Source organism: Marinomonas posidonica, from assembly GCF_043643765.1.
In the GTDB taxonomy this organism is placed as follows: Bacteria; Pseudomonadota; Gammaproteobacteria; order Pseudomonadales; family Marinomonadaceae; genus Marinomonas; species Marinomonas posidonica_A.
Genome location: NZ_JBHZSP010000006.1, coordinates 164,692 through 179,960 on the forward strand (window position 1 = coordinate 164,692; position 15,269 = coordinate 179,960).

Sequence of the window (15,269 nt, forward strand, 5' to 3'; positions counted from 1 at the left end):
ATATGGTGGCGCTTGTTCTGTTCAGCTGGAAAAAATTAGCGTCTATTTTGTTTTCTTCTTTTTCTTTTTGCTGCGTGGCGATCTAGCTTTAGTTTTCGCTTCGAGCCCTTCAATGCGGCCAAATTTAATGTTGGTTTGCATAAAACGCTGAATCTTTTCAATCATCGGTAAATCATTAACGTCGATCAAAGAAATGCATTCGCCTGGCGCACCTTCTCGTGAAGCGCGACCGGCGCGGTGAATGTAAGAGTCCGCTTTGCGTGGCAAGCGTAAGTTAATCACGGTGTTTATTTCTGGTAAATCGATACCTCGTGATGCGACATCGGTGGCGACGAGTACTTGTAAGCGTCCGCGTTTCATTTGTTTTAAATGTTCACTGCGATCGCCTTGTTTCATTTCACCATGTAAGCCATCACACATGATGTTCATGTTGCGGATTTTTTGCACCCACACATCCACATGATCACGATTGGAGACAAAAACCACGGTTTGTTGTACCCCTTCTTTATTAAGTAGATGCTTTAGCATGGCTTCTTTGTGTGCGTCGTCGTCAACTCGATAGGCCACTTGGCGGATCTGAGCGGGAACCGTGCGCGATGATTCGCCAAGACGAATTTGCTCCGTTTCAGCACTCAATAAGGCGCTGGCAAAGCGTCCCATTTTTTCACCTTCTAAGGTGGCTGAGAACATTAAGGTTTGGTGTTCCTGTGGAAGCTCTTTGGCAATCTTGTTGATGGCGTTAACAAAGCCCATGTCTAACATGCGATCGGCTTCATCAATGACGAAGTAGCTGACATCCGTTAAGTCTAGCCATTGCTTTTCATCAAGCTCTACCAAGCGGCCTGGTGTTGCAACCAGAATGTCACAAGGTTCGCTAAGTTGCTGTTGTTGCATCCCGTATGGCGTACCGCCAATGATCAACTGCGATTGAATGCGCGTGTGTTGTGTTAGGCCACCAATGACATTGAAAATTTGTCGGGCAAGTTCACGACTAGGCGCTAGAATAAGTACTTTAGGTGCCGTTGTGGAGGTTTCATCGCGGTCTAAAACATGTTGCACGGCGGGTGCGCAAAACGCGATGGTTTTGCCAGTGCCAGTTGGGGCGGTCGCCAATAGGTCGGAGCCCTCTAAAATAACAGGGATGGCTTGCTGTTGAATTTCGGTAGGTGTTTCAAAACCTAGGCTATTGATTGCTTCTTCGATCGTGTAATCTAGGTCTAATTCAGCAAATGACATGTAATCTCTCTGTTGCAATAAAAAAAGTGCCTCGTATCGATAAAAGTGACAAAAGGCTAATAAGCAGAATGATACCTTGTTTTATGTTGTTTCGAAATCAAAAGCCGTTTTAAAACAGGTGTATTTAATTCGGTGGTTAATGTCACTATGAAAGAAGAATGTCGTATGTTGTTATCAGATGATTTGGTGGTTGGCCAAACAATGAATTGGGTGAAAAACTTTATTGTGGGTCACAATGTCTGCCCTTTTGCCAAGCGAGAAGTGGAAAAAGACAGCGTGCGCCTTGTCGTGTTACGTTCGAAAAAAACCGATGTCGCTTTAGAAGAATTGATGTCTGAAATTCAGTGGCTAGATGAGCATGCTGAAACGGAAACCACGCTGCTCATTTTCCCTACCTTGTTTAAGGATTTTCAGCGTTACTTGGATTTCGTGGAAATGTCTGAGAACCTTATGTTTGATCAGGGATGTGAAGGCGTTTACCAATTGGCCACCTTTCATCCTGATTATTGTTTTGCTGGTGCAGAAGAGGAGGATGTGTCTAATTACACTAACCGTTCGCCTTACCCTATGCTGCATATATTACGAGAGGCCAGCTTGGATAAAGCCATTGAGTTTTATGGCGATACGTCTCAAATACCGGATGAAAATATTGCTAAAATGGAAGCCTTAGGGCGAAATAAATTGGAAGACATTTTTAAAGCTTGCATGGATGCAAACTAATCTTGCGCTCGACAGATAAGTCAGTATAGTGCGTGAAAAATTCCTTGCCGGAGAAACCATGGCTACACAAATTGGACGCTTAAATACCTTAAGAGTCGTTAAAGAAAAAGAGTTTGGCGTCTATTTGGATGCTGATACATTGGGTGAAATTTTACTGCCAAAGCGCTACGTGCCTAAGCAGGTTGAAATTGGCCAAGAAATTGAGGTGTTTGTTTACCTTGATTCCGATGATAAGTTGATTGCCACCACTGACTTTCCGAAAGCGCAAGTTGGTGAGTTTGCAGCCTTGAAATCGGTTGCGGTCAATCAAGTCGGCGCATTTTTTGATTGGGGATTGCCGAAAGATTTATTGGTACCTTTTAGCCAGCAAAAAAATCGTGTCGAAGAAGGTGAAACACATTTATTGTTTATTTACCTTGATCAAATTACCAATCGTATCGTAGCAACGACAAAGGTTGACCCTTTATTGAATCGAGAAGACGCGCCTTATCGTGTGGGTGATAAAGTCTCTGTGGTGATTGGTGATAAGACTAATATTGGCTTCAAATGCATCATTGATAATCGTTTTTGGGGGGTATTATTCTTCGAAGACGCTTTTCGTCAGTTGTACAAAGGCGAGAAAGCCACCGCGTATATTAAGCAGATGCGTGAAGACGGGAAAATCGATTTGAGTCTTCAAGAGGTCGGCTACAAAAAAGTACGTAACATTCTGGATGATGTATTGGACTATTTGGATGCACAAGGTGGGGAATCGGATTTGACTGATAAAGCGTCTCCGGAAGCCATCTATAAAGTATTTAAAGTGAGTAAAGCGACGTATAAAAAAGCACTCGGTGCTTTGTATAAAGATAAGAAAATCGCCCTGAGTAAAGAGAAAGTGACTAAGCTGTAATTTTCACGTTAACGGTATGTTTATCAAAAGCTGCTAAGTAAGACTTAGCAGCTTTTTTTGTACTTCAGGGCGAGAATTTGGCTGGTTAACGCCTTCGTAGAGAAGAGGCTGTACCGTTAGTTTGATTGGGCTGTTTTCCATCAAAAAGCCAGAGATAAAGTCGTTCTCAGTTTGCCTTTGCAAACGCAGGTCTTCAAACATGGAGGAACGATTTAGTCGCGTAAGTTTGGCGACTGTGTTGACGCGATTTTTAAGATTGTCGTAAGACAAGTGTTGACTGTGCTCAGCGTAAGCAAATTTAGGGTGAGTAAAGATGCTTTCTAATTCCGCTAGGGTTGCTTCCATCAAGGTGTCATATTCATCATTCAAAATATCCCCATTGTGTAGATTGAAAATCGCGGTGATGGGATTGATGACGGCATTGACGGCCAGCTTTTCGATGATTCTTTGGTGAATGTTACGCACCCCAAACCCTTCTAGCGGAAAATCTGCGGTCGCCTTCGAGGGTAGCCAAGGGCCAAAATAAGTATCGCCTAATCCGGTGTGTTTGATGTGATTGTGCTCGATTTTAAGCACCCCTTCACTGGTTACGCCGGCCCAGAGGATCTGCTTAGGCTTTATTTGCTTTTGTAATTGATCCTGTGCGCCTAAACCATTGCACAGACAAATGATGTCAGCGTCATCGCTTAGGTGTTCTGATACTTGCTGATACGCTTCGACAAGGTCAAATGACTTGGTGCACAAGAGTACTTTTTGATATTGCTTTTCGAGAGTGTTGGCGGTGAACGTCTTTATTTTATAAGTGTGTGTTTCGGCTTGCTGTTGTCCGCTTTCATCCACTAAGGAATCTAGGGTGATTTTTTTTCCGGGGTCGGTGCTTCGGTAAACCAGATGCACTTTGTGGTCGAGGCTTTTAAGTTTGCATGCCCAAAATAGGCCGATGGCACCAGAGCCAACCACTAACCAAGGAGATTGTTTCATAACTTGATCCATTAGGTGTTTTATTTCAATTCTTGCTATTATCGCGCCAAACGAACTGATTGAAAATGCAAAGGAGCAGAAAATGCCATCATTTGATGTAGTCTCTGAACTGGACTGGCACGAAGTAAGTAACGCCGTAGATCAAGCAAACCGAGAAATTACAACACGTTACGACTTTAAAGGTGTCAAAGCCAGCTTTGAAATAAAAGATAAATCCAGCGTGGTTATGCAAGCCGAAGCTGAGCCTCAGCTTCGTCAATTGTCGGATATTTTGAATCAAAAGCTCGTTAATCGTGGTATTGATCTGAAAAGTTTAGAAAAAGAAGACATTGAAAAAGGCAATATGCGTGTCTCACAAGCGGTCAAAATGAAAGAAGGGCTTGAGACAGCAGAAGCAAAAAAAATTGTCAAAATGATCAAAGACAGTAAGATCAAAGTGCAGGCGCAAATCCAAGGTGATCAGTTGCGTGTCACGGGTAAAAAACGTGATGACTTACAGCAGGTTATGACCTTACTGCGCGGTGCCGATTTGTCACAGCCCGTGCAGTTTAATAATTTTAGAGACTGATTTTAGCAAAAACAGCCACCTAATGTGGGTGGCTGTTTTTATCAAGATTTATTGGTCTTTGTATTTTAGTTTTCCACCCATAATTAGCCAGCCTTCGCTTTCTAACTTTTCTTTTTGTCGAATATAGGCGTCTGTTCCTTCGGCAAAGCTGATGCGCTTTTGAGCATTGACGACTCGATACCAAGGTAGCTTAGTGTCTTTAGGCAATTTTTTGAGTAACTGACCAACTTGCCTGGCGTAACCTGGGAAGCCTGCCAATTTGGCGATTTCTCCGTAGCTGAAACATTCACCCGTTTGTGACTGGTGCAAAATCAGAAATACTTGAGATTTAAAATGCGTCATTGCTTGATTAGTCAAGGTATTGCCCATAGTTATAGAGTAAGTCAAAAACAAAAGAAGGTAATCATGAGATTTGCGTTGTTACTATTTATCCTTGTGCCCATTATCGAAATGACCGTGTTGATTCAAGTTGGCAGTGAAATCGGTAGCTTGGCGACAGTGGGCTTGGTCTTTCTAACCGCTATTGTAGGGGTGAGTCTGATTCGTAAGCAAGGTTTAGAGACCTCTTTAAAGGCCCAAGAAAAAATGCGTCGTGGTGAGCTGCCGGCATCAGAAGTCGCTGAAGGCGTGATGTTGCTGTTTGCTGGCTTGTGTTTGCTCATTCCTGGTTTTGTTACCGATGCCATTGGTGGTTTGTTGCTGATTCCTATGCTGCGTAAGTTGTTTGCTGCAGGTTTGGTGGTTAAGTTAATGAGCTCTGTAATGGCACGCGGTACTCAGTGGCGCAGTCGTGGTTATTATGAATCCTCTAAAGAGGGTGACATCATCGAAGGCGAGTACGCTAACGAAGACAATGATTTAATTGATAAAAAATAATTTATTGGATGGGTTGAAAAATAAATTAGCAACCGTATATAAAAGTCCGATAGAGATTCTCGCAGCTAAGCGGGATAAGTCCTGCCAGGGGAGTCCTGGTATTGTTTTAATTGGAGAAAATGATTGATGAATATTCGTCCTTTGCACGATCGTGTCGTTGTTCGCCGTAAAGAAGAAGAAACAACAACCGCATCTGGTATCGTCCTACCTGGATCTGCTACAGAAAAACCAACACAAGGTGAGGTTTTGGCTGTGGGCACTGGCCGTATTCAGTCTAATGGCGATGTAAGTGCGCTTGCTGTTAGTGTTGGTGATACTGTTCTTTTCGGTCAATACTCAGGCCAAACAGTAAAAATCAACGGTGAGGAACTGCTTATCATGAAAGAAGATGAAATTTACGGCGTTATTGAAGCCTAATTCGTCTTATCCTTCCTATTTATTTTTGTAACATTAAAACAGTTAAAAGGTATTAGAGCATGTCAGCTAAAGAAGTTAAATTTGGAGACAGTGCACGTCAGCAAATGCTGAAAGGCGTTAACGTACTAGCCGATGCGGTGAAAGTAACGTTAGGACCTAAGGGTCGTAATGTTGTCATCGAAAAATCTTTCGGCGCGCCATTAGTGACAAAAGACGGTGTGACCGTGGCGAAAGAAATCGAATTGGAAAACAAATTCGAGAACATGGGCGCTCAAATGGTCAAAGAAGTGGCGTCACAAGCAAACGACGTAGCGGGTGACGGTACAACGACGGCGACAGTATTGGCGCAAGCTTTGGTAACGGAAGGACTTAAATCCGTTGCAGCGGGTCGTAACCCAATGGATCTTAAGCGCGGTATCGACAAAGCGGCTGAAGCCGTTGTTGCTGAAATCGCAGCCTTGTCTACACCTTGTGCTGACACGCGTGCAGTTGAGCAAGTAGGTACTATTTCTGCGAACTCTGATGCGTCTGTTGGTAAAATCATTGCGGAAGCAATGGAGCGTGTTGGTAAAGAAGGTGTTATCACCGTAGAAGAAGGTTCTGGCTTTGAAGATGAGCTGGCCGTAGTAGAAGGTATGCAGTTCGATCGCGGTTACCTATCGCCTTACTTCATCAATAACCAAGAAAGCATGAGTGCGGAACTTGAAAACCCATTCATCTTATTGGTTGACAAGAAAATCTCTAACATCCGTGATTTGCTACCAGTATTGGAAGGTGTTGCAAAAGCGTCTCGTCCATTATTGATCATTGCTGAAGATGTTGAAGGCGAAGCGTTGGCGACTTTGGTTGTTAACAGCATGCGCGGCATTGTCAAAGTGGCGGCAACCAAAGCGCCTGGTTTCGGTGATCGTCGTAAAGCGATGTTGGAAGACATTGCGATCCTAACGGGCGCGACTGTGATCTCTGAAGAAGTTGGTCTAAGCCTAGAAGGTACAACACTTGAGCAGCTAGGTACAGCGAAGCGTGTTACGTTGACAAAAGAAAGCACAACCATCGTAGACGGTGCTGGCCAAGCGGCGAACATTACGTCTCGTGTTGAGCAAATTCGTGCAGAAATCGCGAACTCTTCTTCTGATTACGACAAAGAGAAATTGCAAGAGCGCGTAGCGAAATTGGCTGGCGGTGTTGCGGTTATCAAGATCGGTGCTGCAACAGAAGTAGCAATGAAAGAGAAGAAAGCACGTGTTGACGATGCGCTTCATGCGACTCGCGCAGCCGTTGAAGAAGGTGTTGTTGCTGGTGGTGGTGTTGCTTTGGTTCGCGCATTGACTAAAGTGGTTAGCCTAGAAGGTGACAACGAAGATCAGAACGTTGGTATTGCACTAGCACTTCGTGCTATGGAAGCGCCAATGCGCCAGATCGTGACTAACGCAGGTGACGAAGCGTCTGTTGTGGTAGACAAAGTGAAGCAAGGCGAAGGTAACTACGGTTACAACGCGGCCACTGGTGTTTACGGCGACATGTTGGAAATGGGTATCCTGGATCCAGCGAAAGTAACTCGTTCTGCGCTTCAAGCCGCAGCGTCTGTTGCTGGTCTAATGATTACCACTGAAGCGATGATTGCGGATCTTCCAAAAGATGACGCACCAGCGATGCCAGATATGGGTGGCATGGGCGGAATGGGTGGCATGGGCGGCATGATGTAAATCAGCCCCTAACACCTCAGCCTAGCTGAAAATGAAGCCCCGCTGCCGGAAGGTAGCGGGGCTTTTTTGTGTTCGTGTCATTAATGAGGCCTGCTAGGTATTTAAGTGTCTCCTTGGCTAGTTGATTTAATTTTATATTGTGGTGTCTTGCTCATTTCGAGAGAAAAGTGAAGAGGCGCATTTTTCATACTAGGTCGATAATCAGAATGCTTGATTCTGAAGGGTGAAGTGCTGCAGATTTGATTGTCTGTTTTTTTTCTAACATTTTGAAAATACTTATAAAAATATGGTTTTTGGTCGGATTGGCTTGCCTTTTTTTTATATGAGTATCATTATCATTAGCCTTTTTTAGCGGTTAGATATGGCTTGTTTAGAATGTTATCCAATAGAAAGTTATTAGAGTTAATTGAGTCACAGCGCTTTGGTGCAGAGTTTCAACCGATTGTGGAATTAAAAAGCGGTGATGTGTATGCCTATGAAGCATTGTCGCGCTTTAAGATGGCGGATGGCAGTTTGATTCGCCCTGATTTTGTGTATGCGGCTTTGCATGATAATCCGTTGTTATTGTTGCAAGTTGAATTGGCGCAAAAGCGCATTCAGTTAGAAGGATTATCTCGTCAACAAAGGGTGTTTGTAAACCTGGATCAGGATGCCTTTTATGCATGTGGAACTGACGTCGAAGAGAATCCTTTCATAGAGTTAATTCAAGACCATGACCAAGATAGAGTGATTGTTGAGTTAATTGAAAACTCTGAAATGAGTGATGCCTTGATGAGTTTGTCGATGATTGAAGTGTTCAATAAGCTTGGTGTTAGAACGGCTTTAGATGATTTATGTAACCCCAAATCCATGTTGTCGGTCGCGGTACTGCAATTGGTTGAGTGGGTTAAATTGGATAAATGTGTGCTAGAACAAAGATTAGATGCTAATTTTATGGTGTTCGTCGAAAAAATGATCGATTTTGCTAAGGTGACTGGCAAAAAAGTGGTATTGGAAGGGGTGGAGAAAGAATCTGATTTGGCGTTTGCTCGTCAGATTGAGGTAGATTATGTGCAAGGTTTTTATTTCAAAGAGCGTTTTATATCAGAGTGGGCTTAGTTTTTTGAGAAGGGATTTTAGAGAGGCTGTTCATTTTTTAAGAATGCGTCTTTTGTGTAAATATTGAACGAAAAAGTCAGCCTAACTCATTTAGTCCAAACCATTGATTCTAAAGCTATTGATAAATGCTCACCTGTGTAAGATACTTGTTTAATATTTGTGTCCGTTATTCGTAAATAAAGGGAAGCTTATGCTCAGAAAAACCCTCGTCAGTATTGCTGTGTCTGGAGCTTTGTATGTCTCCAGCAGTTACGCGCTAGAGTTGGGTGAGTTAACCTCGCAGTCAAGCTTAAATGAGCCATACCGCGGGAAAATTGAGCTTTCTGATGTGGGCGCATTAACCAGTGACGATATTTTGGTGCGCTTAGGCAGCGAAAGTGAATTTCGTCAGGCTGGCTTTATGCCAACGCGTGTTTTATCTCAACTGACGTTCGATGTGGCGCAGGAAAATGGCGACTTTGTCGTTTCTGTTTCCTCTGATCGTCCTTTGATGGTGGATGAATTGCATTTTGTGCTAGCGGCGCGCTGGCCGAGTGGTCAAGTGGTGCGGGAATATCAAGTGCCGCTAAATCAAACGGCGTTGGTGGATAAAGCGCAAAGTGAGATAATACAAGCAGCTCCTGTGACGCCTGCGCCTACTGCGAATCAAACAACGGACACATCTGCGTTTGCTGAGGCAACCGCAGCGGCTGAAAGCATGCCTATGCAAGCGGAACTAAATGTGGTCAAAGGGAATACCCTTTGGTCTATCGCCGGTCGCAATCGTTCAACTAATCAATTGACCATTTATCAAACGATGATGGCGATTCAAGCGTTGAATAAAGACGCGTTCTATTCTGAAAACATCAACTTGCTTAAGGAAGGTGCGGTATTGCGCCTGCCTACACAAGAGCAAATTGCCCTGTTTAATAACAATGTTTCCAAAGCCGAATTTCAGCGTCAGCATGATGCTTGGATGGCTTTAAAAGCTGCGAAAGGTGATCAAGGGAACGTTGAGCAAGCACAACTTAATACTCAGGCCGAAGCCAAGCCTGCAGCGACTGCTGCTGACAAAACGGGTGATCAACTTACTTTGGCGTCCGGACAAAGTGTGTTGCCAGAAAAAGAGTCCAGTTCGAACGCGGGCGACAGTAACAGTGCGATAGTGAACTCATTGAAGAGTGAGTTGTCTGCGTCACAAGAAATGCTAGACAAAGAGCAGCGAGAGAAAGGTGAGTTATCTGACAAGCTAACAGACTTAAATAAACAGTTAGAAACCCTTGAAAAACTGATCAGTCTGAAAGATAAACAAATGGCGGAATTACAGCAACAATTCGCCAGCGCTCAACAGGCGTTACAAGAGCAAAAAAATACCGTTGATCAGCTTTTAGAAGCCGATCAGATTCGCCGCGAAAAAGAGCAGGCGGAAGCGAATTCCTTGATGAATACCATTTTTGGTAATCCTATCATCTTGTCAATTGGTGCTGGAGTATTGCTTCTTTTAGGTTTCTTGATCGGCTTAATCATGCGCCGTTCGGGTAAGAAACAAATTGAGGATGTCGACAGCGCAAAAAAGGATGAATTTGATTTATCTACTGCCGCAGTGGCAGCAGCACCGGTTGCGGCCGCTGTGGCGTTAGATGAATCCATTGATGAGGCAGAAGCGAAAGAAGAATTAGCGGAAGAAGACCCTTTTGCATTTGATTTTGACACACCAGAAGACGAGCCTGAAGACTTTAATGCTTTTGATGAAGAGGTTGCTTCAACTGATTTCCCAGAAGTGGCCGATGACATGGATATGGGCTTTGAGGAAGAGGTGGCAGCAGAAGATATTCTTGAAAATGCTGATGAGCCAGAAGAGGAGTTTCCTGGGTTCGAAGACATAGATGACCTGCCTGATCCTGTATTGGATTTGGCCGATGAAGAGAGTGCTGATGAAGAGGCGTTTGAAGCTGATGATATTCCAACCATGGAGCCTGAGCTGGATGAGTTTGATGCTTTAGATGAGGCAGAAGCGGAAGACGATTTATCCGAATTTACCGCTCCAGAAGACCTTCAAATTGACAGTGAAGAAGAATCGTTTGTTTCAAATTTGTTAGAAGACACTGAGCAAGAAGATGTCGATGAGTCTGCGATCTTTAATGGTGTGCCAGACGACAGCGTTGAAAATTCTATTGAAGAAACACTTGCTGAAATGCAGGACGAGGTCGAAGAGATCGATGTGCCAGCATTTGGTGAGGCCGAGGCGGCTTCGGATGAAGAAATCAGCGATGATGAAGAAGAGTTTGATTTCTTTGATGCCAGTGGTGATGAAGTTGCGACCAAGCTTGATCTAGCCAGAGCCTATATGGATATGGGGGACGAAGAAGGTGCTCGTGTGATTTTAGAAGACGTAGTTGAATCCGGTAATGAACAGCAAATTGCTGAAGCACAAAGTATGATGGAGCGGATGTTCCCAAGTGACTAAGAAAGTGGTATTGGTCGTTGAGTATAACGGCTCAGCGTATAAGGGCTGGCAAGCCCAAAAGTTTGATGTTCCAAGTGTTCAAGAAAATTTAGAAAAAGCCTTGTCTGTGATCGCCAATCATACGGTAAAAGTCGTATGTGCAGGGCGCACAGACTCGGGTGTTCATGCTAGTGCGCAAGTTGTGCATTTTGAGACTCAAGCAGAGCGAAATGAGCGAGCTTGGACTCTGGGTGTTAACACCTACCTTCCTGATGACATTAGCGTTGTGGCAGCCCGCCACGTAGACGATGATTTTCATGCTCGATTCAGTGCCTTAAGTCGTCGCTATCGTTATGTGATCTATCAAGCAGACTTTTGTCCCGCTATTTTGTCGAAAGGCGTCACTTGGACCTACAAGCCACTTGATGTCAATGTCATGCGAAAAGCCGCTGCGACCTTTGTTGGTACTCATGATTTTACGTCTTTTCGTGCGGTTGGTTGTCAAGCCAATACACCGGTTCGCACCATCTTAAATTTTGACGTTCATCAATTAGGTCAGTACATCGTTTTGGATGTGCGAGCAAATGCGTTTCTACATCACATGATACGAAACTTTGCTGGTGTGTTGATGACGATTGGTGCTGGTGAGCAGCCGTTGGAATGGGCGCAACAAGTATTAGACGCTAAAGACAGGACAAAAGGCGGCACTACTGCATCGCCCTATGGTTTGTATTTTGTTGATGCGGAATACCCAAAACATTTTAATGTGCCTGTGTGCAAATTAGGCCCTCATTTTTTACCCTTTGCAGACGAGTCCTGTTATGAGTTGTCGAGTTAAAATCTGTGGAATGACCAATTTAGCGGATGCGCTATCGGCTTGTGAAGCGGGTGCGGATGCTTTGGGCTTTGTGTTTTATGAAAAAAGCCCACGTTATGTGAGTCCTGATGTGGCGAACGACATTGTTGCTCAGTTGCCGCCATTTGTGGTGCCAGTGGCGTTGTTTGTTGACGCCGAAAAAAGTTTGATTGAGTCGGTTATTGGTGCCAGTGCTCGTTGGATGATTCAGTTTCATGGTAATGAATCTGAGGCGGAATGCGTGTCTTATCAGCGTCACTATATGAAAGCCTTACGGGTGAAAGAGGGTGATGATATTGCCCTCAGTGTGTCACAATACCCCAGTGCAAGTGCCATTCTGTTGGATGCTTATAAGAAAGGGGTTCCCGGTGGCACAGGTGAAACCTTTAATTGGTCTTTGATACCAAGTGATTTGCCTAAACCTATTGTATTGGCGGGTGGCTTAACACCAGATAACGTCACTCAAGCGGTGGACCAAGTGGCGCCTTATGCAGTTGATGTGAGTGGTGGTGTTGAGCAATCAAAAGGCATCAAAAATAATATGAAAGTGACAGAGTTTATAACGGGAGCAAAGCGTGGATAGCAAGAAAGATCATATCAATTTGCCAGATGAGCACGGGCGTTTTGGTGATTATGGTGGTGTGTTTGTTTCCGAAACACTGATGTCGGCATTGGATGATTTGTCGAAAATGTATGAAACTTTATCAAAGGATACAGATTTTCAAGCCGCCTTTGATTACGATTTGGCTCATTACGTGGGGCGGCCTTCTCCTTTGTACTTTGCTGAGCGCCTGACACAAAAAGCCGGTGGCGCAAAAATTTATTTAAAACGTGAAGACTTAAACCACACAGGTGCGCACAAAATTAACAACACCATAGGTCAAGCGCTTCTAGCCAAGCACATGGGCAAGCCGAATATCATTGCTGAAACAGGAGCAGGGCAACATGGTGTCGCTTCGGCAACGGTTGCCGCTCGTCTTGGCTTGAAATGTAAGGTGTTTATGGGGGCAGAGGACATTCGTCGTCAGTCGCTTAACGTCTATCGTATGAAACTGTTGGGCGCAGAAGTGATTTCGGTTGAGTCCGGTACGCAAACGCTGAAAGATGCTTTGAATGAAGCCATGCGTTACTGGGTTGGTAATGTGGATGATACCTTTTACATCATAGGTACGGCGGCTGGTCCTCACCCTTATCCTAAGTTGGTGCGCGATTTTCAAGCCATTATTGGTCGTGAGACGAAGCAGCAATGTATTGAGCATGAAGGTCGTTTACCGGATGCACTTGTTGCCTGTGTCGGTGGCGGCTCCAATGCAATCGGTATGTTTCACCCTTTCATTGAGGATGAGTCTGTGGCCATGTACGGTGTTGAAGCCGGCGGTGATGGTCTTGAAACGGGGCGTCATGCTGCGCCGCTATCTGCTGGTCGTCCCGGTGTTCTGCACGGTAATCGAACTTATGTCATGGCGGATGATGATGGACAAATTATCGGTACTCACTCTATCTCGGCTGGGTTGGATTACCCAGGCGTAGGACCAGAACATGCTTGGTTGAAAGACGTAGGGCGTGCCAATTATGTGGCTATTAATGATGATGAAGCCATGGACGCGTTCCGTGATTTAACGCGCCTTGAGGGCATAATGCCAGCATTAGAGTCCAGTCATGCGGTTGCTTATGGTATGAAGTTGGCTGCTAGCATGCGTCCTGATCAGGTTGTCGTGGTGAATTTGTCGGGTCGCGGTGATAAAGACATTTTGACCGTGGCTGAATTGGATGGGATTGAAGTATGAGCCTAATAAAGCAATGTTTTGAAAATCTACAAAAATCTGGTAAAAAGGCGCTCATTCCTTATATCACAGCAGGCGACCCTTCACCTGAATACACTGTGACCATGATGAATGCTTTGGTAGATGCGGGTGCCGATGTAATCGAAATCGGTATGCCGTTTTCAGATCCAATGGCGGATGGCCCAGTTATTCAGCTGGCTTGTGAGCGCGCTTTGGCGGCCGGTACGAGTGTCAAAAAAGTATTGGATATCATTGCTGAATTTCGTCAAGGCAATGCGACTACCCCCATCGTGTTAATGGGCTATTTGAACCCGATTGAGTTTTACGGTTACCAGAAATTTGCTGATGCGGCAAAACAAGCTGGTGTGGATGGTGTTTTATTAGTAGATCTGACTCCAGAAGAGGCGACAGATGTAGTAGAATGCTTCCGACAAAATGAGATTGATCTGATTTACTTATTGTCACCGACCACCACACTTGAGCGAGCAAAGAAAATTTGCGACTTAGCGTCTGGTTATGTTTATTACGTTTCAGTGAAAGGCGTAACAGGTTCCAGTGAGTTGGACGTGGACAGTGTTAAACAGCATGTGGATACCCTACGTACTGTGACATCTTTACCCATCGGGGTAGGTTTTGGTATTCGTGATGCCAAAACCGCAGCGGCTGTAAGTCGTTGCTCTGATGGTGTCATTGTCGGTAGCGTATTAGTGAACTGCATCGCTGAAAATAAAGATCAACAAAAAGAATATATAGCTGACGCTCTGGGGGCAATTTTGACTCCAATGCGTAGTGAAATGGACGCCTGAGTGGCAGCAAATACAGAAGTATGGAGAAATAAATGAGTAGCTGGTTAGATAAGTTTGTACCTTCCATTGTGCGTAGTGAATCACGACGTACATCATCTGGTTCTGTGCCAGAAGGTCTTTGGAAGAAGTGCCCAAAATGTGAAAACGTTTTGTATCGCCCAGAGTTAGAAAAAAATCTGGATGTTTGCCCTAAGTGTAATCATCATTTGCGTGTCAATGCGCGTCGTCGTTTGGACATCTTTTTAGATAAAGAGGGCCGTACTGAAATTGGTGCGCACTTAGAGCCAGAAGACAAATTGAAATTCAAAGACTCCAAGCGCTACAAAGATCGCATCGCCGATGCTCAAAAAGCAACGGGCGAAAAAGATGCTTTGGTCGCGATGCAAGGCGAATTGAATGGTATGCCTGTCGTAGCGGTGGCGTTTGAATTCAGTTTCCTTGGTGGTTCCATGGGTGCCATCGTGGGTGAACGCTTTATTCAAGCAGTAAACGTTTGTCTTGAAAAGCGTATCCCATTGGTGTGTTTCTCTGCCAGTGGTGGTGCACGTATGCAAGAAGCCTTGATTTCTTTGATGCAGATGGCCAAAACCAGTGCCGGTCTTGAGCGCATGAAGCAAGAAGGAATTCCTTACATTTCTGTGATGACAGATCCGGTGTTCGGTGGTGTATCGGCTTCGTTGGCAATGCTAGGTGACTTGAACGTGGCTGAACCAAACGCATTGATCGGTTTTGCTGGTCCTCGTGTAATTGAGCAAACGGTTCGTGAAAAGTTGCCAGAAGGCTTCCAGCGCAGTGAATTCCTATTGGATAAGGGCGCGTTGGATACCATTATCAAACGTGATGAAATGCGTGATCGCTTGTTTAATGTATTGTCGTTGTTGACCAAACACAAGGTTGCATAATT

16 protein-coding genes are annotated in these 15,269 nt (G+C 44.6%); 13 read left to right on the top strand and 3 right to left on the bottom strand.

The features are described 5' to 3' along the window. Window positions 1-42 precede the first annotated feature (42 nt). Complete coding sequence (locus ACHUFM_RS08760; protein WP_394181482.1) at window positions 43-1,236, bottom strand: DEAD/DEAH box helicase; 1,194 nt, start codon at window positions 1,234-1,236, stop codon at window positions 43-45. A gap of 165 nt (window positions 1,237-1,401) precedes the next feature. On the opposite strand from ACHUFM_RS08760, the gene ACHUFM_RS08765 reads away from it, so the two are divergent. Further along, on the top strand, window positions 1,402-1,956 hold the full coding sequence (locus tag ACHUFM_RS08765) for a DUF1415 domain-containing protein (RefSeq protein WP_394181605.1): 555 nt from the start codon (window positions 1,402-1,404) through the stop codon (window positions 1,954-1,956). Window positions 1,957-2,014: 58 nt separating this feature from the next. Further along, window positions 2,015-2,848 (top strand): CvfB family protein, encoded by an 834-nt coding sequence (locus tag ACHUFM_RS08770; RefSeq protein ID WP_394181484.1) that lies wholly within the window; start codon window positions 2,015-2,017, stop codon window positions 2,846-2,848. 33 nt (window positions 2,849-2,881) lie between these two features. Here the strand turns inward: ACHUFM_RS08770 and ACHUFM_RS08775 are convergent, their stop codons facing one another. Continuing rightward, window positions 2,882-3,829, bottom strand: coding sequence for a ketopantoate reductase family protein (locus ACHUFM_RS08775; protein ID WP_394181486.1), 948 nt, complete (start codon window positions 3,827-3,829; stop codon window positions 2,882-2,884). An 82-nt stretch (window positions 3,830-3,911) separates the two neighbouring features. Between ACHUFM_RS08775 and ACHUFM_RS08780 the strand changes: the two genes are divergently transcribed. After that, window positions 3,912-4,397: a YajQ family cyclic di-GMP-binding protein gene (locus tag ACHUFM_RS08780; protein WP_063331242.1), complete on the top strand. Its 486-nt coding sequence runs from the start codon at window positions 3,912-3,914 to the stop codon at window positions 4,395-4,397. 48 nt (window positions 4,398-4,445) lie between these two features. Here the strand turns inward: ACHUFM_RS08780 and ACHUFM_RS08785 are convergent, their stop codons facing one another. Then, window positions 4,446-4,754, bottom strand: coding sequence for an MGMT family protein (locus ACHUFM_RS08785; protein ID WP_394181488.1), 309 nt, complete (start codon window positions 4,752-4,754; stop codon window positions 4,446-4,448). A 48-nt stretch (window positions 4,755-4,802) separates the two neighbouring features. Between ACHUFM_RS08785 and ACHUFM_RS08790 the strand changes: the two genes are divergently transcribed. The 10 genes from ACHUFM_RS08790 (at window position 4,803) to accD (ending at window position 15,267) form a co-directional block, all read left to right on the top strand. Beyond that, entirely contained in the window at window positions 4,803-5,273 is a 471-nt protein-coding gene (locus tag ACHUFM_RS08790) for an FxsA family protein (protein WP_394181490.1), read from the top strand. Window positions 5,274-5,399: 126 nt separating this feature from the next. Further along, window positions 5,400-5,690 carry a co-chaperone GroES gene (locus tag ACHUFM_RS08795; RefSeq protein WP_013796108.1) on the top strand — a complete coding sequence of 97 codons (291 nt, stop codon included), beginning with the start codon at window positions 5,400-5,402 and terminating at the stop codon, window positions 5,688-5,690. 59 nt (window positions 5,691-5,749) lie between these two features. Further along, window positions 5,750-7,396, top strand: a complete 1,647-nt coding sequence (gene groL / locus ACHUFM_RS08800) for a chaperonin GroEL (RefSeq protein ID WP_394181492.1) — start codon at window positions 5,750-5,752, stop codon at window positions 7,394-7,396. Between the two features lie 375 nt (window positions 7,397-7,771). Then, the gene (locus tag ACHUFM_RS08805) at window positions 7,772-8,494 is read left to right on the top strand and encodes an EAL domain-containing protein (protein WP_394181494.1); all 723 of its coding nucleotides are present in this window, start codon (window positions 7,772-7,774) and stop codon (window positions 8,492-8,494) included. Window positions 8,495-8,684: 190 nt separating this feature from the next. Beyond that, window positions 8,685-10,940, top strand: coding sequence for a motility hub landmark protein FimV (locus ACHUFM_RS08810; protein WP_394181496.1), 2,256 nt, complete (start codon window positions 8,685-8,687; stop codon window positions 10,938-10,940). Next, entirely contained in the window at window positions 10,933-11,757 is an 825-nt protein-coding gene (gene truA, locus ACHUFM_RS08815) for a tRNA pseudouridine(38-40) synthase TruA (RefSeq protein WP_394181498.1), read from the top strand. Before ACHUFM_RS08810 ends, truA begins: the two co-directional genes overlap by 8 nt. Further along, window positions 11,741-12,358 (top strand): phosphoribosylanthranilate isomerase, encoded by a 618-nt coding sequence (locus ACHUFM_RS08820; protein WP_394181500.1) that lies wholly within the window; start codon window positions 11,741-11,743, stop codon window positions 12,356-12,358. Before truA ends, ACHUFM_RS08820 begins: the two co-directional genes overlap by 17 nt. After that, window positions 12,351-13,562 (top strand): tryptophan synthase subunit beta, encoded by a 1,212-nt coding sequence (trpB, locus tag ACHUFM_RS08825; RefSeq protein ID WP_394181502.1) that lies wholly within the window; start codon window positions 12,351-12,353, stop codon window positions 13,560-13,562. Before ACHUFM_RS08820 ends, trpB begins: the two co-directional genes overlap by 8 nt. Further along, the gene (gene trpA, locus ACHUFM_RS08830; protein ID WP_394181504.1) at window positions 13,559-14,365 is read left to right on the top strand and encodes a tryptophan synthase subunit alpha; all 807 of its coding nucleotides are present in this window, start codon (window positions 13,559-13,561) and stop codon (window positions 14,363-14,365) included. Before trpB ends, trpA begins: the two co-directional genes overlap by 4 nt. 32 nt (window positions 14,366-14,397) lie before the next feature. Continuing rightward, window positions 14,398-15,267 (top strand): acetyl-CoA carboxylase, carboxyltransferase subunit beta, encoded by an 870-nt coding sequence (accD, locus tag ACHUFM_RS08835; RefSeq protein ID WP_113875531.1) that lies wholly within the window; start codon window positions 14,398-14,400, stop codon window positions 15,265-15,267. The last annotated feature ends 2 nt before the right edge of the window (window positions 15,268-15,269 follow it).

Coding starts and splice junctions, on each gene's coding strand:
- ACHUFM_RS08765 (WP_394181605.1), top strand. CDS start 1,402: ATGTTGTTATCAGATGATTTGGTGGTTGGCCAAACAATGAATTGGGTG.
- ACHUFM_RS08795 (WP_013796108.1), top strand. CDS start 5,400: ATGAATATTCGTCCTTTGCACGATCGTGTCGTTGTTCGCCGTAAAGAA.
- ACHUFM_RS08770 (WP_394181484.1), top strand. CDS start 2,015: ATGGCTACACAAATTGGACGCTTAAATACCTTAAGAGTCGTTAAAGAA.
- ACHUFM_RS08810 (WP_394181496.1), top strand. CDS start 8,685: ATGCTCAGAAAAACCCTCGTCAGTATTGCTGTGTCTGGAGCTTTGTAT.
- ACHUFM_RS08780 (WP_063331242.1), top strand. CDS start 3,912: ATGCCATCATTTGATGTAGTCTCTGAACTGGACTGGCACGAAGTAAGT.
- groL (WP_394181492.1), top strand. CDS start 5,750: ATGTCAGCTAAAGAAGTTAAATTTGGAGACAGTGCACGTCAGCAAATG.
- ACHUFM_RS08820 (WP_394181500.1), top strand. CDS start 11,741: ATGAGTTGTCGAGTTAAAATCTGTGGAATGACCAATTTAGCGGATGCG.
- ACHUFM_RS08790 (WP_394181490.1), top strand. CDS start 4,803: ATGAGATTTGCGTTGTTACTATTTATCCTTGTGCCCATTATCGAAATG.
- ACHUFM_RS08775 (WP_394181486.1), bottom strand. CDS start 3,829: ATGAAACAATCTCCTTGGTTAGTGGTTGGCTCTGGTGCCATCGGCCTA.
- ACHUFM_RS08805 (WP_394181494.1), top strand. CDS start 7,772: ATGTTATCCAATAGAAAGTTATTAGAGTTAATTGAGTCACAGCGCTTT.
- trpA (WP_394181504.1), top strand. CDS start 13,559: ATGAGCCTAATAAAGCAATGTTTTGAAAATCTACAAAAATCTGGTAAA.
- ACHUFM_RS08760 (WP_394181482.1), bottom strand. CDS start 1,236: ATGTCATTTGCTGAATTAGACCTAGATTACACGATCGAAGAAGCAATC.
- accD (WP_113875531.1), top strand. CDS start 14,398: ATGAGTAGCTGGTTAGATAAGTTTGTACCTTCCATTGTGCGTAGTGAA.